The following is a 23,429-nucleotide window of genomic DNA, read 5'->3' as shown; positions in this document are numbered from 1 at the left end:
AGCTTAGCGTTGTTGTCGTCTCGCCGCGTACAAGCTTGCCAGCAGACCACGGAAACGCGTGATCCGGGGAGCGTTCCTCGTCACTTTTCACCGCATTCCGCTCTGGGCGTAGCGCGGGCGTGATTGGGAACGTCCCGGCGCGGTTAGATGTTGTTGCAAGTGACTGACGCCGAGTCCCCCACGGCAGTGGGGAATGACCCGAAAGGCGATACGTGACTGGAGCTCTTGCCCCCACCAAGCCGCTGACGGCGCTTGACCGGTGCGACCGTTGCGGCGCCCAGGCCTACATTCGCGCGATCCTGCCGGTCGGCGGGGAGCTGCTGTTCTGCGCTCACCACGGACGTCAGCACGTTGCGGCGCTCCGCGCCAAGGGCGCCGAGATCCAGGACGAGTCGGCCCGGCTTCACGAGACGTCGCCGTCCGCAAGCGGCAAGCGCTGAGCGAACCCGACGGCGCGGTCGGGCCGGCGCCCGGCCGCCCGTCCTGAACATGACGCTTCGCGTCCGGTGCACTCCGACGTGAGCGGGGCGCGGAGCGTGTTTCCCGACGAGGGCCGATGGGCGTTGCCCGGCGGCTCTCGCGGGCGTTCCCGGACACCGGAACCACCCCGGCCGGTCCCCCGCTCCGCGGCGCACGCGTCCGTACGCGGCCCAGAGCCGCCTGCGGTGCGCGTACGCGAGGGCGGGGACGCCTTCCCCGTCCCCCGGCCGGGTCACGCACGCTGAGGGCCGTTCAGCGGGCCCGTAGGCGCGGCGGGCCGCCCGGGCTCTCCCCCGGGTATCCCCTTTTCCGGTCGCACGCCCGTACCCGGCCTCTGCGACCGTCCGAAGGCATGCCGAGGTGGCTCCTCGGCGAGGCGGACATGTCGTCCTTCCGCGCCGGCCGAGCGGGCCCGCCCCGAGGCCCTTCGCGGCCCAGCACGCCCATCCCCTGCGGCCCCCGCAGGACCTCCCGGAAGCGGGCACGATGCCCGCAACCGGCCGGAGGCACCCGGTACGGCACGGCGTCCCGTATTCGACCGTTCCATCGCCGCCGCACAGGCCTGGAGGCCACCGGCGAAGGACGAGCCCGGGGCCGCCCGGCGCGACCACGGTGACTCGCCTGCCCGGCGAGGCTTTCGCGTGGGCACGCCTGGGCGCCGAGGCGACACGGTTACCGATCGGGTGCGCAGCGTGACCTCATACCGCAAGCGCGGCACCGGCGGGCACGGCCGCGTGAGCGGCACGCGACGGGCACCGCGCCGGACGGCGCGGGAAGGCGAGCGAGCACGGCCGGCCCGGCACCGCGCCGTGGCGGGTGCCGAGCCGGGACGTCGCAAGATCAGTCGAGGTAGTCGCGCAGCACCTGCGACCGCGACGGGTGGCGCAGCTTCGACATGGTCTTCGACTCGATCTGCCGGATGCGCTCGCGGGTCACGCCGTAGACCTTGCCGATCTCGTCCAGCGTCTTGGGCTGGCCGTCGGTGAGGCCGAACCGCATCGAGACCACGCCCGCCTCGCGCTCCGACAGCGTGTCGAGCACCGAGTGGAGCTGCTCCTGCAGCAGCGTGAAGCTGACCGCGTCCGCCGGGACGATCGCCTCGGAGTCCTCGATGAGGTCGCCGAACTCGCTGTCGCCCTCCTCGCCGAGCGGGGTGTGCAGCGAGATCGGCTCGCGGCCGTACTTCTGGACCTCGACGACCTTCTCGGGGGTCATGTCGAGCTCCTTGGCCAGCTCCTCCGGGGTCGGCTCGCGGCCGAGGTCCTGCAGCATCTGCCGCTGCACCCGGGCGAGCTTGTTGATCACCTCGACCATGTGCACCGGGATGCGGATGGTGCGCGCCTGGTCGGCCATGGCCCGGGTGATCGCCTGCCGGATCCACCAGGTGGCGTACGTGGAGAACTTGTAGCCCTTGGTGTAGTCGAACTTCTCCACCGCGCGGATGAGGCCGAGGTTGCCCTCCTGGATCAGGTCGAGGAAGAGCATGCCGCGGCCCGTGTACCGCTTGGCGAGCGACACCACGAGGCGGAGGTTCGCCTCCAGCAGGTGGTTCTTGGCCCGCCGGCCGTCCTCGGCGATCCACTCCAGCTCGGCGCGTACGTCGGGCGGGAGCTTGTCGCCCTCCTTGTTGAGCTGCTCCTCGGCGAACAGGCCGGCCTCGATCCGCTTGGCGAGCTCGACCTCCTGCTCGGCGTTGAGCAGCGGGACCTTGCCGATCTGCTTGAGGTAGTCCTTCACCGGGTCGGCGGTGGCGCCGGCCGCGGCGACCTGGGCGGAGGGCGCGTCGTCATCGTCGTCGGACAGGATGAGGACCTCCTCGTCGACGTCCTCGTCCGGCTTCGACGACTTCGGCTCGTCGTCCTCGTCCTCGTCCTCCAGGTCGAGGTCGACGTCGACGTCCTCGACCACGTCGTCCAGGTCGAGGTCGAGGTCCGCCTCGAGGTCGGCGTCGAGGTCGAGATCGACCTCGTCCTCGGGCAGGTCGAGCGAGGTCTTGGCGTCGATCTTCGCGGCCGCCGGCGTGGTCTCGGCCTTCTTCCGGGTCGACTTGGTCGCCGGCTTCTCGGCCGTCTTCTTCGCGGTCTCCTTCTTCGCGGTGGACTTCGCCGCCGACTTGGTGGTCGATTTCGCGCTCGACTTCGTGGTCGACTTCGCCGTGGACCTCGTCGACTTGGCGGTGGACTTCGCCGCCGACTTGGTGCCGGAGGCGGAATCCGCGTCGCTCACCACCGCGGTGACCGTGTCGGGCTGCTCCTTGGCGGCCGCCGCGGCGGTCTTCGACCGCCTCGTGGTCGTGGTGGACCGCGTGGACGTGGTGGACCGACGCTTGCTCGAGCTCCGCGACCGCTTGGGCGCGGCGGCGTCGGCGGCGGTCACCACGACGGTCACACCCTCCTTGCTGAGGTTGCGGAGGAACTGAGCGGCGTGCGACAGCGGGATGTCCGCCTCCTCGAAGGCCTTACGAACATCCTCAGACTCGAGGAAACCCTGCGAGCGCCCACGCTCGATCAGTCGCTGAATGACGGGCTCGTTCAGCTCTGTTGGCTTCGAGCGAGTCGAACTTGCAGGCGACACGAACACCTCTCGAACAACGCATGGCGAAGATGGACCCAGGTGGTGAGGCCGCTCGAACCGCGACGCACCTGCTCAGCATTCTGGCACGACACCCCGCGTGGCACGGCCGCCTCCCGTCGGTTGTCATCCACCCTAGGCCGACGGAGGCAGTAGTGCGTACGCAACCGGGTCACCGATACCCGAAAGCAACCGTTATGACTGTTTCATTCAGTCACTCTTCGTGGTCGGAGGGACATGGACGGCCAACACAGTTACATCATCGTCCTGTTCATACCCCGCCAGCATGCGATCCACCAGGAAGTCGAGCAGCATGTGCGGGCTGGTGACAACCTCGGGTGGCGCCTCGGTCACAACTGAGCAAAGTTCCGCCAGACCCGCGTCCAAGCCGCGCTTGCGGTTCTCCACGAGCCCGTCCGAGTAGAGCACCGCGGTGTGCCCCGGCGGCACCGAGAACCGGAACTGGCGACGGCTCGTCGGGAACCCCAGCGGGGTGCCCGCCTCCGCGTCGCACAGCATCGGCGTGCCCTGCGGGGACACGAGCAGCGGCGGCGGGTGCCCGGCGAGGGCGAGCGTGCCCTCCCCGGTGCCCGGCTCGACGATCATGTAGGCGAGGGTGGTGACCTGCTCTTCCTCCTCGGTCGCCTCGAACACCCGGTCCAGGCCGGTGAGCACCGCGGCGGGCGGCGGGTTGGTCAGCGCGAGGGCGCACACCGCGTTGCGGATCCGGCCCATGCCCGCGGCGGCCTTCACGCCCTTGCCCATCACGTCGCCGACGACGGCCGCCACCCGGCCGTCCTGCAGCACGAACGCGTCGTACCAGTCGCCGCCGACCTGCACGTGGCGGCTGCCGGAGCGGAACCGCTGCGCGAGCACCAGGCCGTTGACCACCGGCAGGCGGTCGGGCAGCAGGCTGCGCTGCAGCGTCTCGGCGGTGGAGTGCTCGCGCTCGAACAGCGTCGCCCGCTCCACCGCGAGGGCGCACTGACCGGCGAGCGCCTCGAGGAAGACCCCGTCCTCCGGGGAGATCTTCTGGGTCCGGGTGAACGAGAACCGCAGCGCGCCCAGCGCCCGTCCCGCGGCGAGCAGCGGCAGGCCCACCCAGGCGCGCTCGTCGCTGGAGAGCACCGCCTTGATCACGCTCTCGTCGGCGCCGGCGTCGGCGAGCTGCTGGCGCAGGTGCTCCGGCGACTCGGCGAACACCGGGCGGCGGCTGTTCACCGCCATGGTCAGCACGTTCGTGTGGTCGAGCGGGATCTCGTCACCGGAGATGCCCTGCAGGTCGGGGATGCCGCCGCCGCTGATCAGCCGCAGCGTGGTGCGGTCGGGGTCGAGCAGCGCGACCGCCGACCGGTCGGCGGCGAGCGCGGTACGGCCCACGTCGATGATCACCTGGACGACCTGCTCGACGGTGAGCGCCTCGGCGAGCATCGCGGTCGCGCCCTGCAGCCGGGCGGTGCGCAGCGCCGCCGCGCCGAGCTGGTCGGTGAGCCTGCCGCGCATCTCCTCGGCCTCGCGCTGCGCGGTCACGTCGGTGTTGGCGCCCACCCACTCGACGACCCTGCCGTGCCGCACGATCGGCACCGCGCGCACCTCGAAGTAGCGGTAGCCGCTCGCCCGGGTGCGCACCCGGTAGCTCCACTCGAACATCGTGCGGCCGCGCAGCGCCTCGCGCCACGCCTCCTCGGTGCCCGGCCGGTCCTCCGGATGCACCGCGCCGAGCCAGCCGTGGGCGAAGTACTCCTCCAGACCCTGCCCGGTGACCGCCCGCCACTGCGGGGCGTCCTCCTCCACCGCGCCGCTGGGCTTGGTGATCCACACGAGCTGCTGCTGGGACTCCACCAGGGAGCGGTAGCGCTCCTCGTTGCGGCGCAGCTCGTCCTCCTGCCGCTGCCGCTCGGTGACGTCCGAGCCGAACATGCCCACGCCGATCAGCCGGCCCTCGTCCCGGGCCGGGAAGAAAACCAGCGACCAGTGCCGGGTCTCCCCGCCGCTCAGGCGCGTGCGGACGTCACCGTCGGTCACCGGGCGGTCCTCCTCGACCACCCTGCGCACCGCACCGGACATCACCGCCGCGAGGTCCGCCGGCAGGAACTCCTCGGGCAGCCGCCCGATGTGCCGGTCCACGGGCAGTCCGGTGAGGTCGGTGAAGGCCTCGTTCACACGCTGGAAACGGCCCTCGACGTCGAAGACGGCGAAGGCGAAGGGGGCCTCCGCCGTGATGCCCCTCAGCAGAGCGGAATCCGAGATGTCCACACCCGACTCGGGAGGGGGAACGGAGGTCTCCGCACTCATGGTCGGCACCTCCGTCGCGTGCCAGGGTCTCCCACGAGGCACATCTCCATAACTGTGGTTCTTGGCAGGGTTGGACCTGCCCTACATCATCGGCGATGGGCATACGCGGACGGAAGTCCCGGCCGCCATGCGGTCAACGCATCCTGTCAGGTCGCGTCAGAATCACGCCCGCCGTACGCCGCAAGATCAGCCTACTTCCTGATGGCCTGCTTGGCCTCCCGCTTGGCCTGACGAACCTTCGCCAGGCTCTCGGCGTCGACCACGTCGGCCACCGACCGATACACACCCTCCTCCCCGTACGGCCCGGCCGCCTCACGCCAGCCGGGCGGGCCGACGCCCAGCCGCTTGCCCAGCAGCGCCACGAAGATCTGGGCCTTCTGCCTGCCGAAGCCCGGCAGCGCCTCCAGGCGGCGCAGCAGCTCGCCGCCGTCGGCCGCGTCCGCCCAGATCGCCTCCGCCTTGCCGCCGTAGTGGTCGACGATGTACGCGGCCAGCCGCTGGATCCGCTGCGCCATCGCCTTGGGGTACCGGTGCACCGCGGGCTTGCGCGCGAGCAGCTCGGCGAATGCCTCCGGATCGTATGCGGCGATCTCGTGCGAGTCCAGCCCAGAGATATGATCGCGACCTAGGCGTACGGCGATCGTGTACGGTCCGGAGAACGCCCTCTCCATGGGAACCTGCTGGTCGAGGAGCATGCCGATGAGCAGCGCCAACGGATCGCGGCCGAGCAGGTCGTCGGCCTCGGGCTGCTGGGCGACCTGGATGCGCATGGGACCAGCTTCGCACGTCCGGGCGGCGAGGGTCGCCAGCCGCGCGGAAAGTCATGGAACGAATACCTCGCGGAGCCGCGGCACGCGCCCGGCGGCCGGGCGGCCCCGCCGGCGCGATCGCCTCCGGCGCCGCCCGGGCGCGTGTTTGAATGGGGCGGCCTGCCCTCTCGGCGTCGCACGGACCGGACGGCGGGCCGGGCGCCCCGGCGCGGGGCGCGGCGAGGCGGCCGGACCCGGCCGTCAGACATGTTCCGCTATCCGATCTCATTTCGTAACGGTTACCGTCCCGCGTTCCGCGCGGCACTCGCGGCCGGAATGCGAGAAGGTGGACGGGTGAGCGAGCGAGCCAACGCACAGCGGTCGACGGAGCGGGAGGTCTCGTGAGCGACCCGCATCGGCATCGGTACCGGGCACCGGGGCCCGAGTCGCCCGAAGCGGTGTTCGCCGAGATGCTGGTCGCGGCCCGCGAGCTGCTCGCCGTACGCAGTCCGCTCGACGCCGAGCTGATGGTCTCCGACATGCTCGGCGCGTGGTGGGGGCAGCGGGTGCGCGGCGGCGACGTGGAGCAGGTGCTCGGCGAGGGGCTGGTGGACTACGCGGCCAAGGCGGGCACCCCGGCGGCGCTCACCCTGTTGATCACGATCGCCTACCTCGGCACCTCCCGGCAGGCGGCGAAGGCGGAGGGCGCGGCGCTGGCGCTCATGGAGTCCAAGGTCGCCCGGCCGCGCTGGGTCGAGCGGGTGGGCGCGGTCAAGCCCGTGGAGTGCTTCGTCTCCCGGGACGCCTACGGCGACCAGGACACGGTGGTGTGCACCTTCGCCTACCGGGGCGAGGACGCGCTGAGCGACCCGAACACCCCGCCGACCGAGGACCCGCACGCCCTCGTGGTGGTGGTCGACTACAACCTGCGCGGCATGGCCCGCGACGCCTGGGTCTCCTCGCAGGTGGACAAGCTGCTGGAGCAGGCCCGCGCGGAGGCCGAGGCGAACCCGATGCTGCGGTTCGAGCCGCTCGAGCCGCAGCAGGCGCGGGCGCTGCTCGAGGTCGCGATGAAGGCCACCCGGGAGTCGGGCGGCCGGGGCCGGCCGTACCCGGTGAGCGACAGCTACCGCACCTACCACGCGTTCGCCCGGGCCCGGGTCAAGGCGCTGCCGCCGGGGCGCAAGCGGCCCGCGCCGCTGTACAGCGAGGCCCCGTACAACCGGGAGCGGCGGGCGATGCTCGCCGCCGAGTTCCTCGCCTCGGACGCGGCCGAGCAGCTGTCCGACCCGTCGGCGGCCTCCCGGTGCGCCGACCACATCATCGACTACGGCTGCGACCAGGACTTCGGGCGGCCGCTGCGGGTGAGCCCGACCAAGTGCGAGACGTTCCTGCTCGACTGGCTGCCGCGCAAGGTGCTGCTCAGCCCGGCCGAGCAGGAGGCGATGCCGCACGTGCTCGCCGCGTGGGTGCGGTTCGCCGCGCCCCGCATGGGCCTGCCCGAGCACGCGGTCCGGGCCACCCTGGACGCGGTGTGGGAGGCGACGGCGAAGTTCACCGAGGCGTACCGGGACCCGACCACGTTCGGCCTCGACCGTTCCCTGGTGCAGCGCCTGCTGCCGGACAAGGACCTGTCCGCGCTCGCCCGCCGCGCCTTCGCGTTCCCGTACCTGGAGGGCGTGCGCGGCACGGTGATCCTCGACCGGCTCAACCCGGCGGACGAGGCCGACCGGCGCATCCTCATCGAGCTCGACCACCTCGAGGAGCGGCACCGCCCCGACCTGCACGAGCACCTCGCCTGGCACGAGGAGATCGCCAAGCGGCTGTGGGACGGCGAGCCGCCGCAGCTGTGGGACGCCGCGCAGCGGCTGCTCGACCTCGGCCACGACCGGCACGACGTGCTGCACGTGCTCATCGAGATCGCCGAGCGGATCGGCGACCACCCGGACGAGCTGATCGCCGCGCTCGACGAGATCGCCGACCTGCCCGACCCGCCCCTCTAGATCGCGGTACGGCACCGCCTGCGGCACGCGAGGCCCTGGGGTTCGCGCATTGGAACGCTCCCGGCAAGGGGACGCGCCCCCGGAGGGCTTCCTAGGATTGAGGGTGCCGCGCGCGCCCGCAGCGGCCGAGGCGAACCGATCCGGAGTGAAGCCCAATGATCATTGATCTGAACGCCGATCTCGGCGAGGGGTACGGGATCTGGCGTCTCGGCGACGACGAGGCCCTGCTCGACGTGGTGACGAGCGCGAACATCGCCTGCGGGTTCCACGCGGGCGACCCGCTCACCATCCGGCGCACCTGCGCCGCCGCCCTGGAGCGGGGGGTGGCGATCGGGGCCCAGGTGTCCTACCGCGACCTGGCCGGGTTCGGGCGGCGGGAGATGGACGTCGACCCCGAGGAGCTGCGCGCGGAGATCCTCTACCAGCTCGCGGCGGTGGACGGCATCGCGCGGGCGATGGGCGGCGAGGTCGCCTACGTCAAGCCGCACGGCGCGCTGTACAACCGGGTGTGCCGGGACGCCGAGCAGGCCGAGGCGCTGGTCACCGCGGTGGCCGAGTACCGCTCCAGCCTGCCGGTGCTCACCCTGCCCGGGTCGGTGGTGCACAAGGTGGGCGAGCGGCACGGCGTGACCACGGTCGCCGAGTGCTTCGCCGACCGCGCCTACACCCCCGAGGGCACGCTCGTCTCCCGCCGCGAGCCGGGCGCGGTGCTGCACGACCCGGACGAGGTGGCCGAGCGGGCGGTGCGCATGGCCACCACCGGCGAGGTGGTCGCGGTGGACGGCAGCCGGGTCCGGGTGGACGCGCGGTCGATCTGCGTGCACGGCGACACCCCCGGCGCGGTACGGCTCGCGCGGGCGGTGCGCGAGTCGCTGCTCGCGGCCGGGGTCACGTTGCGGGCGTTCGTGTGAGGACGAACGTGTGAGGGCGAAGATGCGCGAGGGCGCGGGCATCCGCAGGACCGGCGAGCACGCGCTGCTCGTGGAGACCGGCTCGCTGCGGCTGTCGCACCGGCTCGACGGGCTGCTGCGCTCCCGGCGGCCGCCCGAGGTGACCGAGATCGTGCCCGGCCCGGAGACGCTGCTCGTCGTCGCGCCGGGCGGCGACCTGGGCCGGCTCGCCGCGCTGCTGGCGGACCTGGTCGCCGAGGCGCGGGAGCGGCCGGACGACGACGCGGGCGGCGACGGCGAGGTGGTCGTGATCCCGGTGGTGTACGACGGCGCGGACCTCGCCGAGGTGGCCGAGCTCGCCGGGCTCACCGTGGACGAGGTGATCGCCCGGCACACCGCGAGCGAGCTGGTGGTGGGCTGGCTGGGCTTCGCGCCCGGGTTCGCCTACCTCACCGGGCTCGACCCGGCGCTGCGGGTGCCGCGGCTGCCGACGCCGCGCACCTGCGTGCCCGCCGGGTCGGTGGCGGTCGCCGGGCCGTACACCGCGGTCTACCCGTCGGCCTCGCCGGGCGGCTGGCGGCTGCTCGGCCGTACCGAGATGCGCGTGTGGGACCCCGCCGCCGACCCGCCGTCGGTGCTGCGGCCGGGCACCCGGGTGCGGTTCGAGGCGGCGTGAGTGGACACCTCCATGGACGAGATCAGGGGCGTGCTCGAGGTGGTGGTCCCCGGCCCGTACGCGACCGTGCAGGACCTGGGGCGGCCGGGGTACGCGCACCTGGGGGTGCCGCGGTCCGGGGCGGCCGACGGGCCCGCGCTGCGGCTCGCCAACCGGCTCGTCGGCAACCCGGAGGGGCACGCGGGCATCGAGTTCACCTTCGGCGGCGCGGTGCTGCGGTTCTCCTGCGGGGCGTGGATCGCGGTGACCGGGGCGCCGTGCCCGGTCGAGGTGGGGGACGGCGGCCGGTGGCGGCCCGCGGGCATGTACGCGCCGTTGTGGGTGCCCGCCGGGCACCACGTGCGGATCGGCATGCCGTGGCGCGGGCTGCGCACCTATCTCGCGGTGCGGGGCGGCATCGCGGTCGAGCCGGTGCTCGGCAGCCGGGCGAGCGACTCGCTCTCCGGGCTCGGCCCGGCGCCGCTCGCCGCGGGCTCGGTGCTGCCGATCGGGCGGGACGGGCCGCTGGGCCCGATCGCGGTCGACCAGGTGCCGCCGCGGCCGGTGCCGGCCGAGCCGGTGCTGCGGGTGCTGCCCGGGCCGCGGGACGACTGGTTCGCGCCCGACGCGCTCGCCGCGCTGTGCGCCGGGCCGTACACGGTGAGCCCGGACAGCAACCGGGTCGGGGTACGGCTGCGCGGCGCGGCGCTGCGCCGGGCGCGGGACGGCGAGCTGCCGAGCGAGGGCATGGTCGGCGGGGCGATCCAGGTGCCGCCGGACGGCCTCCCGATCGTGTTCCTCGCCGACCATCCCCCGACCGGCGGCTACCCGGTGATCGGCGTGGTCGCGTCCGCGGACCTGCCGGCCGTGGCCCAGCTGCGCCCCGGCGACCGGGTGCGGTTCACCCTGGTGCGGTGAGGCCCGCGGCCCCGGCCGCCCGGAAGGATCACTCGGTGAACCCGATGTCCTGGTAGCGCAGGTCGTACAGGCCGCGGGCGCCGACGTTGGCGACGGTGGTGCGCACCGCCACGCTCTGCGGGCGCTGGTAGAGCGGGAGCACGTTCACCGCCTGCCAGATGAGCCGGTCGGCGGCGTTGGCGTGGGCGCGCGCGTCGACCGGGTCGAGCGCGGTGAGCGCCTTGCGCATCTCCGCGTCGATCTCCGCGCTGCCGATGCGGCCGAGGTTGGCGTTCCACTGCCGGTCGCCCTCGGCCGCGTTGGCGTACTGGCCGTGCACCCGGCTGATCGGGAACGGCGTGCCGACGTACGAGAACGACGCGAGGTCGAATTTGCCGGGGATGACGTAGCCGGTGAAGAACTCGTCGCTCGGCACGGTCTTCACGTCGACCTGGATGCCGATCTGCTGGAGCGCGCGCCTGACCAGCTCGGCCTCGGACCGGGCGAGCTGCAGCCCGGACGGCACCACGTAGCGCAGCCGCAGCTGCCTGCCGTCCTTGACGCGCACGTCGCCCTTCTTCGCCCAGCCCGCCTCGTCGAGCAGCTTCTCGGCCTTCGCCGGGTCGTAGGTGCCCAGCTCGCCCGCGCCGTCGCGGTAGCCGGCCTGGGTGGCGAGGAAGAAGTGGTTGTTGAGCAGCACGGCCGGCCAGTCGAGGCCCTGCAGGCCGGACTGGGCGAGCGCCTCCCGGTTCACGCCCAGCGCGATCGCCTGGCGCACCTTCACGTCGGCGAGTGCGGGGCTCTCGCCGTTGAGGGTGAGCTGGCGGTAGTCGGTGCCCGCGGCCTGGCGGACCACCATGTTCGGCGCGCTCTTGACCCGCTGGTGGTCGGCGACGGCCGGGCCGAGCTCGGCGACGTCGAGCTCGCCCGCGGTGGCCGCGCTCACCAGGCGGCCGCCGTCGAGCCCGCGGAACACGATCCGGTCGAGCCGGGCCTCGGCGCCCCACCAGTTGGTGTCGCGGACCAGCGTGACCGACCGGGCCGCGCGGTCGAACCCGCCGAGCTTGAACGGGCCCGCGGTGACCGGGATCGCGTTCAGCCAGGCGTTGTTGAACGCGTCCGGGCTGCTGTTGGTCGAGCTCGGGTAGAGCGGGGTGAACAGCGAGCGCCAGTCGGTGAACGGCGTGGCGAAGGTGATCACCACCTGGTGGTCGTTCTCGCCGCGCGCCACCTTCTCGATGTCGGCGTACCCGACGGTGGAGGCGGCGCGGTAGGCGGTGTTGCGGCCGTTCATCGCCTGCCACTGGGCCTGGTAGTCGCGCCAGGTGATGGGCGTGCCGTCGGACCACTTCGCCTTGGGGTTGAGGGTGAGCGTGACCACCTGGCGCGGCTCGGTCTCGGTGACCTCGGCCGCGGTGACGTAGTCGGGGTTGTTGGTGATCTCACCGCGGTGGTCGGAGAGGAACGGCCGTGGCATGACCGCGCTGATCACCTTCTCCACCACGGCGAGGTTGCCGTCGACGTGGTTCTGGTTCCACTGGCTGGGCAGCTCGGTGAGCCCCCACCGCAGGGTGCCGCCCTCCTTGACCTTCTCCCGCGGCATCGGGTTGATGTCGTAGGCCACCAGGCCGTTCACCGAGGCGGAGTCGCCCGCCTCCTCTCCCCCGCCGCCGCTCCCGCAGCCCGACGCGGCGAGCACCGCGGCGAGGACGATCAGGAGCGCCCGGGAGGCGGGGCGCGCCGCCGGGGCGCCGGAGCGCCGGACGGCCCGGCCCGGCCGGGCGAATATCTGCGCGTGCATGTGATGGTCAGCCTTTCTCGAGCGGACAGGCGCTCCAATCCTGCTACAGAGCGTTATCACCCGACCACCGAGCGTCCGAAACCGGGCGATGTACGGCTTCGCTCCCGTACGGCGTGCCGTGGCGTGCCTGACGGCGGGTGGGCGGCGGCGCGGGACGGACGGCCGGGGCGGCCGAGGAGGCCGAGTCCGGTCTGCCCTACCCTGACCACACCTGGTGCGCCGTATGCCCAGATGGGGGATCATTCAGGTGTGCCGCCGCCTCGCCCGGCCCGGCGGCCTTGCGGCGGCGCTTCGTCGCCGCCGTCCAGCGCCACCCCCACGCAGGAACGGAGGACGCCCCCGGTGAACGTGCCGGAGCTGCGCTCCTGGGTGAGCGCCCATCGCGCCGAGATGCTCGACGATCTCGCCGCGTTCGTCGGCATCGAGACGCCCTCCACCGACCGGGCCCTGCTCGAGGCCGGGCTGGCGTGGCTGGACGAGCTCCTCCACGCGCGCCTCGGCGCCCCCGCGGCGAGCCGTACCGTGCCGGGCGGGGAGCACGGGGACGTGCGGCTGCACGACTATCCGGGCCGGCCGAACGCCGGCGGCGGCGTGCCGGAGACGGCGCCGGTGCTGCTGCTGTGCCACTACGACACGGTCTGGCCCGCCGGGACGCTGGCCACCTGGCCGTTCCGGGTGGACGGGGACCGCGCCACCGGCCCGGGCGTGTTCGACATGAAGGCCGGGCTGGTGCAGGCGATCTGGGCGCTGCGCGCGCTGGACGCGGCGGGGCTCGCCCGGCCGCCGGTGCGGCTGCTGCTCAACGGGGACGAGGAGCTGGGCAGCCCGTTCTCCCGCCCGGTGATCGAGGCCGAGGCGCGGCGGGCGTCGGTGGCGCTGGTGTTCGAGGCGAGCGCGGGCGGCGCGCTGAAGACCGAGCGCAAGGGCGTCGGCGTGTTCAGCGTGGAGATCACCGGGGTGGAGGCGCACGCCGGGCTCGACCCGGAGAAGGGGGTGAGCGCGGTGGAGGAGCTCGCGCACGCGGTGCTCGCGCTGCACCGGCTCACCGACCTCGCCGCCGGGACGAGCGTGAACGTCGGCACGGTGACCGGCGGCACCCGGGCGAACGTGATCGCCGGATCCGCGCGGGCCGTGGTCGACGTGCGAGTGCGCACCTGGCAGGAGGCGGCCCGGATCGACGCCGCGCTCGCCGGGCTGCGGCCGCGGAACTCCCGGGCCACGCTGCGGGTCACCGGCGGGTGGAACCGGCCGGTGATGGAGCGCAGCCCGGCCACCGCGCGGCTGTTCGCCATGGCCCGGGACCTCGCCGCGCAGATGGGCGTGGAGCTGCGGGAGTGCTCGGTGGGCGGGGCGAGCGACGGCAACTTCGCGGCCGCCGCGGGCATCCCGGTGCTCGACGGGTTCGGCGCGGTGGGCGACGGCGCGCACTCCCGGCGCGAGCACATCAGCATCGAGGGCATGGTGGAGCGCACGGCGCTCGCCGCCGCGCTCATCCACACGCTCGCCACCGAGATGCCGGACCGCGACCCGCACCACCGGCCGCCGCCGGTGGCGCACCAGGCGACCCCGCCGCCGCCGTTCCTCCGCGCCGCCCCGCGCTGACGGTCAGCGGCCGGCGAGCTCCTCCACCGCGCCGCGCACGTCCGCGCTGGTGATCGTGGTGAGCTCGGCCGGGGTGGCCGGGGTGTCCTGCGCGGCGAGCCGTACGTCGCGGCGCATCGCGGCGCGCTCGAACAGCGAGCGGGCGAACCGGCCGTTGCCGAGCCCGTCGATCAGGCCCTCGGCGCACACCCAGGTGAACACCTCGGCGAGGTCGCGGCGGGCCTGCTCGTCGAACCGGTCCCCGGCCTGCTCGGCGAGCAGCTCGGCGATGGCGGTGAGCTCCTCGGGCGTGTACGAGGGGAACGCGATGCGCTGGTTGAACCGGGAGGCGAGGCCGGGGTTGGTGGCGAGGAACCGGTCCATCTCGCGCTCGTACCCGGCGAGGATGATGACGAGCCGGTCGCGGTCGTCCTCGGCCCGCTTGAGCAGGGTCTGCACCGCCTCGGTGCCGAACGCGTCGCCGCCGGTGTACCCGGTGTTGACCAGGCTGTAGGCCTCGTCGATGAACAGCACCCCGCCGAGCGCGCGGTCGATCAGCTCGTTCGTCTTGATCGCGGTGGCGCCGAGGTGCTGGCCGACGAGGTCGGCGCGCTGCGCCTCGACCACGTCGGGGCGGGCGAGCAGGCCGAGCGCGGCGAAGATGCGGCCGAGGATGCGGGCCACCGTGGTCTTGCCGGTGCCCGGCGGGCCGGTGAACACGAAGTGCCGCATCTGGGTCTGCACCGGCAGGCCCTGCTCCTCGCGCATCCGGGCCACCCGGAGCTGGGCGGTGATCGCGTGCACCTGCCGCTTCACCGGCTCCAGCCCGGCCATGCGGTCGAGGTCGGCGAGCGCCTCCTCCAGCGAGGGGATGCGCCGGTAGCCGCGGAACCGGGCGGTGATCTCGTCGAACGCCTTGGCGACGTCCTCGACCGTGGTGGTGACCAGCTCCTCGCGGGTCGGGGTGCCGCCCGCGCTCACCACGCGCACGTCCCGGGCCTGCGCCGCGGCCTCGACCAGGGTGCGCACGAACCGGGCGTTGCCCAGCTCGTCGACGAGGCCGCGGCGGTGCACGTCCTCGTACCGGGCGAGCAGCGCGGGCCGGGCGTCCGGGGCGAGCACGTCGCCGCGCCGCGCCTGCAGCACCTCGGTGATCGCCAGCAGCTCCTCGGGCGTGTACGTGGGGAACCGCACCCGGGTGGCGAACCGGGAGGACAGGCCGGGGTTGGAGGCGAGGAACGCCGACATCTCCTTCTCGTAGCCGGCGAGGATGATGATGAGCCGGTCGCGGTCGTCCTCGGCGCGCTTGAGCAGGGTCTGCACCGCCTCGGCGCCGAACCGGTCGGGCTGGCCGTCCCCGGAGTTGATCAGGGAGTACGCCTCGTCGATGAACAGCACGCCGCCGAGCGCCCGGTCGATCAGCTCGTTCGTCTTGATCGCGGTGGCGCCGAGGAACTCGCCGACCAGGTCGGCGCGCTGCGCCTCCACCACCTGCGGGGTGCGCAGCAGGCCGAACGCGTAGAATATCTTGGCCAGGGTGCGGGCCACGGTCGTCTTTCCGGTGCCCGGCGGGCCGACGAACACGAAGTGCCGCATCGGCGGCTCGGTGGCGTACCCGGCCTCGGCGCGCAGCCGGGACGCCTCGATCGAGGCGGCGATCGACCGCACCTGCTCCTTCACCGGCTCCAGGCCGATCATGCCCTCGAGCTCGGCGAGCGCCTCCTCCACCGTGATCTTCGGCGGGGCGCCGCCGTCGGCCTGCCCGGGGCGCTGCGGCACCGCCTCACGGGCGCGCACCCGGACCGGCTCGGGCCGCTCCCGGGCCGCGAGCACCGCGCGCACGTCGCGGGCCTTCATGAACCGGTACGCCAGGGCCACGGCGGCCGAGCCGCAGGCGCCCCACAGGGCCACGGTGGCGGCGAGCAGCCCGACCCCGGCGGCCACGGTGAGCAGGGCGCCGGGCAGCAGGGCGACGAGCGTGGTCGCCCACGGCGGCACCCAGCGGATCAGGTGGGCGACGCACCCGGCGAGCGGGCCGAGCAGCAGCAGCCCGGCGAGCGCGGGCGGCTCGGCGGTCGTCCACACCATGGCGAGCACGAGCCACGTCCAGGCGGCCACCACGAGCACGGTCGCGGCACCGCGGGGGAACCGCATCGCCAGCGCGCCGTAGCCGAGCAGCAGCACGGTGACGATGAGGGTGGTGAACGGCGACCAGCCGAACGCGAGGGCCAGGGCGAGCGCCCCGAGCAGCACGCCCACGCCGATCGCCCGCCGGGCGGCCGACGGCAGCCCGAAATAGTGGGAGCGGACCTGCTCGAAGAGCCGCCGTGCCATGGCTCGTCCCGCCGGCCGGGTCCTGTCGGAGTCCCGCATCACGCCTCCCCGGTCGTCCCCCGGTTATACCGCAACCAAACAACTCCTAGGCCTTTGCGGCAAACGTGTCGGGTAAGTCGCCGGAACGCAACGAAGACGCGCCGTCCGCGGCACCGCCGAGGCCACGCGGTAACGGGCACGGCGAAGCCGCACGTGCCTCGCCCGGGGCGGCGCATCGGCCGAAACTTTCGGGACGGCCGACGACCGGTGGCAGGCCACAGCATGCCGCGGGAGCACGGCCGGCTCCCCGCGTCCCGCCCCACCCTCGCCCGGACGCCATCGGCTCGTGCGGGCGCCTGATCGTGGTCAGACGATCCCGGCCTCCCCGGTACGGCAGGGCGGGCGTGACCGAGGCCGTCAGCCTGGCCGGAAGACGCGGCCGTAGACGAGGTCATCCCTGACAACCACCCGCTCCCGGCGATCGCCGGAGGTCCTGTCGCCGGGGACGACCCCGGGCACTTCGGCCGGACGCGGCCATCGTCCGGCCGACGATGCGGACACAACCGGCAAGTCCGACCCCGCCTCGCGACCATGCCGATGTGGCCGGTGACCGGCATGGCGAGCGTGAGCGCCGCACGGCCGCTCCGCACAGCGGCGGACGCGAGGTCAGCCCCGGATCGCCGCCCGCTCCTGGTGACGGCCGGGATACTCGCCCACGGTCACCTGCGTCGGGGTGACGCGGAGGACCGCCTCCTCCCCGTCCGCGAAGGCCACCCCGCGCACCTCGGCCCACAGGCGGCCGCCCGCCGGGTCGGTGACGTGGACGGTGACCCGCGGGTCCCGTTCGGCCGCTTGGCGGGCCTCGTCGGCGACGGTGAGGCGGATCTCCCCGGTGTCGGTCACCCCGGCGACCGCGTCGACCGGGAGCGCGCGCGGGCCGCTCTCGTCGACGTACACGAGCACCACCCCGCGGGACAGCGTGAAGGCGTGGCGCACCTGCTCGTCGAGGTCCGGCGAGGGCATCACGTCCTCGGGGAGCGGACGGCCGCGCGGCTCGACGAGGGTGAGCGTGGCGCGGGTCGCGCCCGGGTCGCCGTGCCACCGGGCGGTGGCGACGCGAACCGCGTACGCGAGCGGGACGGCCGCGAGCGCGGCGGCGGCCGACCAGAGCGCCGCGGTGACCGGGCCGGACAGGGCCGTCTCCTCGGGCGCGGCCACCGTCGCCGCGCCATCGCTTCCGGCGGCGAGCCGCGCCTCGACGACGCCCGCGGCCGGGGCGGCGCCGCCTGTGGTGAACAGGGAGGCCCCGACGAGCGCGGCGGCGGCGAACAGCACCGCGCCGAAGGCCAGGAGCAGGCCGCGGTCCCGGGCCGCCACGGCCCGGCCGTACCCGCCGGCGCACAGCCGCGCGTACCCGAACGCGATCGGCACGAGCAGCGCCGCGAGTCCCGCCCGCGGGTCGCCGGTGACGTGCACCGCGAGCAGCGGCGCGGCGGCGAGGCACCACAGCCGTCCGGCGACGAGCCACAGGCTCACCTCGGCGGCGCGGCGCGCGGTCGGATGGGCGTCGGCGGCGGCGAACTCGGCGAGCGCGGCGAGCGGGCGGCCGCGCCAGATCTGCACGAGCGCCCGCAGCACGGCCATGGCGACGCCGCTGAACAGCGCGAGGCCGACCACGGCCGCCCAGAGCGCCCCGTCGATGCCGTCGGCGGGCCCACCGGCCGCGACCGCCACCGCGTAGGCGAGCGCCACCGCCACGGTGACCCAGACCGACATGCCGAGCCACGGGTCCCGGTCGAACATCGCGGGCAGGTACGCCCAGGTGCGCACCCGGCGGGCGTGGCGCAGGGTGAGCAGCGCCACCGGGATCAGCGGCAGCACGCCGAGCGGCCGGGCCCACTCGTGCGCGCCGATGGCCACGGTGAGCGCGGTGAGGGCGGCGACCGCGAGCGCGAGCAGCAGCCGCACCTGCCGCGACCAGGCGACCAGCGCGTCGCGGGAGCGGGCCGTGTCGCAGGGGTCGACCGGCCAGGCGGGGTCGTGGTAGGCGGCGGGCGGCTCCCAGCGCAGCCGGGCGAGGCCGAGGTTGACCCGCGCGGCCGTGGTCTCGGCGTGGCCGCCGTCGCGGCGCAGCGCCCTGCGGTAGGACCGGATCGCCTGCTCGTGGTCGCCGCGCAGCAGGCACAGGTCGCCCAGCAGCAGGTGCGGGCCGGGCCGGTCGGGCGCGAACCGGGAGGCGAGCCCGGCCTCGGCCCAGGCCTCCCGCCACCCGCCCGGGGTACGGCGGAGCGCGGCGGCGAGCCGCAGCCGCGCGGCCCAGGAGCCGGGGGCGAGCTGGACGGCGTCCTCGGCCGCGGCGACCGCCTCGTCGTGGCGGCCGAGGCGTTCCAGGGCGAGGCTGGCGAGCCGGTGGCTCCAGTCGGCCTCGGGGGTGATGCTCATCGCCCGGCGGGCCGCGTCGAGCGCGGGATCGGGCTGGTCGTGGGCGAGCCGGGCGGCGGCGACCATGCACCAGGCCCGGGGGTCGTCACGGTCGCTCGGGGGTGGGACGAAGGGCTCCCCGGTGCACGGTTCGGGCCCCTCGCCTGCGCTTCCCACGAGCGCAATGGTCGGGCAGGGACCCCGCCTTGGCCAGAGCGGGGAACACACCTCTGACCCCTGGGCGAGCCCGCGCCGTGCCGTACCGGGCGGGCGGCGCCGACAGGGACGAATGTCCAGGGAGAACATCAAACACCCAACCGGGACACCCGGCAAACGAGCACAATGGCCCTGTCAAGGTCACCGGCCGCGGGTGCGCCCGGCGGCCTCCGTGCCCGGACGCGGCACGGCGGGGCGACGGCCGCGCCGGGCGGCAGGGTGCGCCCGCCAGGGTGGGCGCGGCCGGTGTCCGGGCGGGCGTCCGGCGGTCCCGGCCGGCGGACTCGACGTTTGGGGAGACCGTGCGACAGATGTTCCACGACGCCGCGGTCCTGGTGGCGCGCGCCGGGATCGGCGGCATCTTCTTCGCCAACGGCTGGCAGAAGCTGGAGGCGGGGCTCAACGCGACCACCGAGGAGTTCGCCCGGATCGACGCGCCGCTGCCGTACGCGTGGGCGGCGGTGACGATGCTGGTCGAGCTGCTCGGCGGGGCGATGGTCGTCGCCGGTTTCGCCGTACCGGTCTGCGGCATCCTGCTGTTCGTCGAGGCGCTCGCGGTCTTCGCCCTGGCGGCCGGGGATCCGGCCCGGCCGCTCACCGGCGCGAGCGCGAACCTCGTGGTGGCGCTGTGCGCGGGGTCGCTCCTGCTCGCCGTGGTCGGCGCGGGCCGCATCTCGGTCGACCACATGGTGGTGATCAAACGGCGCGACACCGGCCGCGAGGAGGAGCCCGCCCTCGACCCCGAGGCCGAGGCCGACGAGGTGCTCGCCGCGCTCCGCGGGCCGCGGCAGGCCTCCGGCGAGATCCCCGCCGGTCCGGAGCAGGCCGGTACCGGATCCGCCGAATCCGGCCCGTCCGCGACCCGGAAGGCGGACGGCGACGCCGATCCGCAGGACAAGGGCGCCTCCGAGGGCGCCACCCAGCCGATCCGGGCCCGCAAGGGACGGCAGCGCCGCGCCGACGCCGGGACCGCGGAGGGCGCGGAGAAGGAGGACGGCGGCACGGAGACCACCGGGAAGACCACCGCGGGCAAGGGCACGACCGCCAAGGGCGACACCCTCGTCGCGGGCCGCAAGGAGAACCCCTCCGGCTGACGGTACGGCAGGGCACGCCCGGCCGCGCCGCGCCGCCGCCCCGCGAGCGCGCGCCCGCGGGGCACGACGGGATGCCCGGACGGTCAGCGCAGCCCGTTGGCGGCGATGACGTCCCGGTACCAGTGGAAGCTGTCCTTGCGGATGCGGCGCTGGGTCTCGTAGTCGACGTAGACGAGGCCGAACCGCTTGTGGTACCCGTGCGCCCACTCGAAGTTGTCGAGCAGCGACCAGACGAAGTAGCCGCGCAGGTCGGCGCCCTGGGCGATCGCCGCGTGCGCGGCCCGCACGTGGGCGTCGAGGAACGCCACCCGGTCGGTGTCGTGGACCCGGTCGTCGCCGGTCACCGTGTCCTCGAAGGCCGCGCCGTTCTCGGTGATCAGCAGCGGGGTGCCGGGGTACTCGCGCGACAGCCGTACCAGCAGGGACTCCAGGCACTCGGGGTTGATCCCCCAGCCCATCGCGGTCACCGGGCCGTCCGGGTCGACGAACGCGATGCCCTCGGTGCCGGGGTGCTCGGGGTGGCCGGGGGCCTCGGGGTCGGTGCGCACGTGCTTGGGCGAGTAGTAGTTCACCCCGAGCACGTCGATCGGCTGGTGGATCGTCTCCAGGTCGTCGAGCTTGACGTCGGTGAACCGGCGCAGGTGGGCGAGCACGTCCTCGGGGTAGACGCCGCGCAGCAGCGGGTCGAGGAAGATCCGGTTGCACAGCCCGTCCACCAGCCGCGCGGGCTCCTCGTCGCCGAGGATCGGCGCGAGGTTGAGCGTGATCGACACCGACCCGGCCCCGGCGGCGCGCAGCGCCTGTACGGCGAGCCCGTGGGCGAGCATGAGGTGGTGCGCGGCGGTGAACGCGGCGGCGGGGTCGCCGACGCCGGGCGCGTGCCGCCCCGACCCGTGCCCGACGAACGCCGACACCCACGGCTCGTTGAGCGTGGTCCAGGTGGCGACCCGGTCGCCGAGCCGCTCGTACGCCCCGGCGGCGTACTCGGCGAAGCGGTACGCGGTGTCGCGGTCGAGCCAGCCGCCCCCGTCCTGCAGTGACTGCGGCAGGTCCCAGTGGTACAGCGTGGCCACCGGGGTGATCCCGGCCTCGAGCAGCTCGTCGAGCAGCCGGTCGTAGAAGCCGAACCCGGGGGTGCCGAACCGCGGCCAGGCGATCGAGAACCGGTACGCCCGCAGGCCCAGCTCGCGCATGAGCGCCACGTCCTCGGCGTACCGGTGGTAGTGGTCGCAGGCGACGTCGCCGGTGTGCCCGTCCCGCACCTTGCCGGGGGTGTGCGAGAAGGTGTCCCAGATGGACGGCACCCGGCCGTCCTCGCGGGCGGCGCCCTCGATCTGGTACGCGGCGGTCGCGGCGCCCCACAGGAAGCCTTCGGGGAAGATGATCACTCGACGCTCCTCACGACGGTACCCAGGGTGATCGGTGAGGTGGGGATCGCACGGCCGCCCGTGCGGCGGGGACCGGTACACACCACCGGCGCCGGAGCTTCTTCCACGGAGCGCGTTTCTTCTGTGTGCTGTGTGCGGACGGGGCCGTGCAGGGCGGGTTCGCGATCACTCGACCGGTACGGCGGGCATCCCGGGCGCTCGCCGCACCGGCCCACCCACGATGGGGGTAATGCCCGGGTAAACGCAAAAACGAAACACACAGGCAACGATCACCGCACTCGGCCGGACGGCGGATTGTGCGAAACCCAAGGCATTCGGCCAAACGAGCCGGATAAACGGGGATGAAAGTTTCACACGGCGACGTACCACCCGGCGGGACCGCACGTGATCGCCGGAGCGCATGAGCAAGGGGGTCACGTGCCCGGGTTCGCGACACTCCGGCTGGGGGTACGGCACGGCGTGGCGCGGCGGAGGGGCGAGGGATGAGCGGGGTGGGCACGGCGGAGCCGGGCGGCAGGCGACGGCCCCGCCGTCAGCGCCTTCCCTGGCGGGCTAGACCCGGGTCTCCACCCGGTCGACGATCCCGGTGGCGCCCTCCTCCCGCGCGCAGTGGGCGCAGCAGTACCAGTGCCCGTCGGCCTCCACGCCGTGACCGACGATGCGGCAGCCGCAGTGCTCGCAGTTCGGGGCCATCTTGGTGATCGCGCACTCGAAGCTGTCGAAGACGTGTACCTGGCCCTGGGCGTGCACCTCGAAGGCCATGTCGTAGTCGTTGCCGCAAACCTCGCAGCGTGCCATCGGCTCCCCCGGTTCGTCCGGAATCGGTTCCGGGGACGCCCGGCGGCGCCCCCGTGCGGCAGCTACCCAAAACACGGCCATGCGCACCACCGGGAAGATTCACCGATAAGTCGGAAATGTGGCCACAGGCGACCGCGTGGCCCTGCGATCCGGGCGTGGCCCGGCCTCCCGCCGGCCGGGCCGCCGCACGCCGCGAGGAACGTCAGGCCGCCCGGCCCGGCGAGGCGCACGACGCCACTCCGCCAGGCGGCACCGCGGCCTCGCCCCGGCAGGCCGTACCGGTGAGCAGGTCCACCCCCGGGCGCGGTGACCGCGGCACGGCGCCCGCCCCGGCCATCCTCCCCACCGGTCGTCCGCGAGTCCGGCTGACCGGCCCGCCCTGGGCCGCGGCGGGCGCCGCCGCGCTCGGGCGCCCCGCGTCAGCCGAAGAACTCGGCGGCGAGGGTGCGGTAACCGGACAGCAGGTCCTGCCCGGCCGCGGGGAGCAGCTGCACGCACACGTGGTCGGCGCCCGCCGACAGGTGCTCGCGCACCCGGGCGGCGACCGCCGTCGGCGTGCCGTACGCGAACAGGCCGTCGACCAGGCGGTCGCTGCCCTCACCGGCGAGGTCCTCGTCGCTGTAGCCCATGCGCCGGAAGTTGTTCGCGTAGTTCACCGCGCTCTTGTAGAAGCCGAGCGTGGGGCGGGCGATCGCGCGGGCCTCGGCCGGCTCCTCAACGAGGATCACCTTCTGCTCGGGGGCGAGCAGCGGGCCGTCGCCGAGGATCTTGCGGGCCTCGCGGGTGTGCCCGGGGTCGGTGAAGTACGGGTGCGCCCCGGCCGCCCGCTCGGCGGCGAGGCGCAGCACCCGCGGTCCGAGCGCGGCGAGCACCCGCTGGTCCTGCGGCACCCCCTCGGCGTCGAGCACGTCGAGGTACTCCACGAGCTTCTGGTACGGCCGGACGTACCGGTCGCCGATCTGCTCGCGGTGCCCGGCACCGATGCCGAGGAGGAACCGGCCCGGGTGGGCCGCCTCGATGCGCCGGAACGACGCGGCCACGGTCGCCGCGTCGTCCTTCCAGATGTTCACGATGCCCGTGGCCACCGTCACCTTCGAGGTGGCGTTCAGCACCCGCTCGACGTCCTGCAGGTGACCGTCCGGTGAGCCGCCGAGCCACAGCGTGCCGTACCCCAGCTCCTCCAGCGCCGACGCGAACTCCGGCGTGAAGTCCTGGTAGCGCAGCCAAACCCCGATTTCGCCGACATTCGGCCTCGTCATCGTCCGGTACCTCCGGTC

16 protein-coding genes are annotated in these 23,429 nt (G+C 74.0%); 7 read left to right on the top strand and 9 right to left on the bottom strand.

From position 1 onward, the window contains the following. Positions 1-212: 212 nt before the first annotated feature. Positions 213-440 carry a DUF7455 domain-containing protein gene (locus FHX40_RS06180; RefSeq protein WP_142258718.1) on the top strand — a complete coding sequence of 76 codons (228 nt, stop codon included), beginning with the start codon at positions 213-215 and terminating at the stop codon, positions 438-440. Between the two features lie 880 nt (positions 441-1,320). Here FHX40_RS06180 and FHX40_RS06175 read toward each other — a convergent pair. The 3 genes from FHX40_RS06175 to FHX40_RS06165 all read right to left on the bottom strand — a co-directional run bounded on the left by FHX40_RS06175 (position 1,321) and on the right by FHX40_RS06165 (position 6,116). Continuing rightward, entirely contained in the window at positions 1,321-3,054 is a 1,734-nt protein-coding gene (locus FHX40_RS06175) for an RNA polymerase sigma factor (protein WP_142258717.1), read from the bottom strand. 207 nt (positions 3,055-3,261) lie between these two features. Beyond that, positions 3,262-5,346 (bottom strand): SpoIIE family protein phosphatase, encoded by a 2,085-nt coding sequence (locus tag FHX40_RS06170; protein WP_142258716.1) that lies wholly within the window; start codon positions 5,344-5,346, stop codon positions 3,262-3,264. A 191-nt stretch (positions 5,347-5,537) separates the two neighbouring features. After that, a complete protein-coding gene (locus FHX40_RS06165; RefSeq protein ID WP_142258715.1) occupies positions 5,538-6,116 on the bottom strand; it encodes an HhH-GPD-type base excision DNA repair protein in 579 nt (192 codons plus the stop codon). A gap of 449 nt (positions 6,117-6,565) precedes the next feature. Here FHX40_RS06165 and FHX40_RS06160 point away from each other — a divergent pair, with 449 nt between their 5' ends. The 4 genes from FHX40_RS06160 (at position 6,566) to FHX40_RS06145 (ending at position 10,561) form a co-directional block, all read left to right on the top strand. After that, entirely contained in the window at positions 6,566-8,098 is a 1,533-nt protein-coding gene (locus tag FHX40_RS06160; RefSeq protein WP_170198942.1) for a hypothetical protein, read from the top strand. 155 nt (positions 8,099-8,253) lie between these two features. Beyond that, a complete protein-coding gene (locus FHX40_RS06155) occupies positions 8,254-9,009 on the top strand; it encodes a LamB/YcsF family protein (RefSeq protein WP_142258714.1) in 756 nt (251 codons plus the stop codon). Between the two features lie 10 nt (positions 9,010-9,019). Next, positions 9,020-9,664 (top strand): 5-oxoprolinase subunit B family protein, encoded by a 645-nt coding sequence (locus tag FHX40_RS06150; RefSeq protein ID WP_229788617.1) that lies wholly within the window; start codon positions 9,020-9,022, stop codon positions 9,662-9,664. Between the two features lie 12 nt (positions 9,665-9,676). Continuing rightward, entirely contained in the window at positions 9,677-10,561 is an 885-nt protein-coding gene (locus FHX40_RS06145; protein WP_142258713.1) for a 5-oxoprolinase subunit C family protein, read from the top strand. A 28-nt stretch (positions 10,562-10,589) separates the two neighbouring features. Here the strand turns inward: FHX40_RS06145 and FHX40_RS06140 are convergent, their stop codons facing one another. Further along, complete coding sequence (locus FHX40_RS06140; RefSeq protein ID WP_142258712.1) at positions 10,590-12,341, bottom strand: ABC transporter family substrate-binding protein; 1,752 nt, start codon at positions 12,339-12,341, stop codon at positions 10,590-10,592. 342 nt (positions 12,342-12,683) lie between these two features. On the opposite strand from FHX40_RS06140, the gene FHX40_RS06135 reads away from it, so the two are divergent. Next, positions 12,684-13,943 carry a M20 family metallopeptidase gene (locus FHX40_RS06135; protein WP_229788614.1) on the top strand — a complete coding sequence of 420 codons (1,260 nt, stop codon included), beginning with the start codon at positions 12,684-12,686 and terminating at the stop codon, positions 13,941-13,943. Positions 13,944-13,946: 3 nt separating this feature from the next. Here the strand turns inward: FHX40_RS06135 and FHX40_RS06130 are convergent, their stop codons facing one another. Together FHX40_RS06130 and FHX40_RS06125 are read right to left on the bottom strand one after the other, a co-directional pair. Continuing rightward, entirely contained in the window at positions 13,947-16,256 is a 2,310-nt protein-coding gene (locus tag FHX40_RS06130) for an AAA family ATPase (RefSeq protein ID WP_425329285.1), read from the bottom strand. A gap of 645 nt (positions 16,257-16,901) precedes the next feature. Beyond that, entirely contained in the window at positions 16,902-18,833 is a 1,932-nt protein-coding gene (locus tag FHX40_RS06125) for a pyridoxamine 5'-phosphate oxidase family protein (protein WP_229788612.1), read from the bottom strand. A 350-nt stretch (positions 18,834-19,183) separates the two neighbouring features. Here FHX40_RS06125 and FHX40_RS06120 point away from each other — a divergent pair, with 350 nt between their 5' ends. After that, complete coding sequence (locus FHX40_RS06120) at positions 19,184-19,966, top strand: DoxX family protein (RefSeq protein ID WP_142258710.1); 783 nt, start codon at positions 19,184-19,186, stop codon at positions 19,964-19,966. An 83-nt stretch (positions 19,967-20,049) separates the two neighbouring features. Here FHX40_RS06120 and FHX40_RS06115 read toward each other — a convergent pair whose 3' ends face one another. From FHX40_RS06115 to FHX40_RS06105, 3 genes are all read right to left on the bottom strand, one after another. Beyond that, the gene (locus tag FHX40_RS06115) at positions 20,050-21,354 is read right to left on the bottom strand and encodes a GH1 family beta-glucosidase (protein ID WP_142258709.1); all 1,305 of its coding nucleotides are present in this window, start codon (positions 21,352-21,354) and stop codon (positions 20,050-20,052) included. A gap of 552 nt (positions 21,355-21,906) precedes the next feature. Continuing rightward, positions 21,907-22,152, bottom strand: a complete 246-nt coding sequence (locus tag FHX40_RS06110) for a hypothetical protein (protein WP_142258708.1) — start codon at positions 22,150-22,152, stop codon at positions 21,907-21,909. A 419-nt stretch (positions 22,153-22,571) separates the two neighbouring features. Continuing rightward, positions 22,572-23,411 carry an LLM class F420-dependent oxidoreductase gene (locus FHX40_RS06105; RefSeq protein ID WP_142258707.1) on the bottom strand — a complete coding sequence of 280 codons (840 nt, stop codon included), beginning with the start codon at positions 23,409-23,411 and terminating at the stop codon, positions 22,572-22,574. Positions 23,412-23,429: the final 18 nt, after the last annotated feature.

Origin of the sequence: Thermopolyspora flexuosa (assembly GCF_006716785.1) — a bacterium.
Lineage (GTDB): Bacteria > Actinomycetota > Actinomycetes > Streptosporangiales > Streptosporangiaceae > Thermopolyspora > Thermopolyspora flexuosa.
This window is presented reverse-complemented; position numbering and strand designations above follow the sequence as displayed.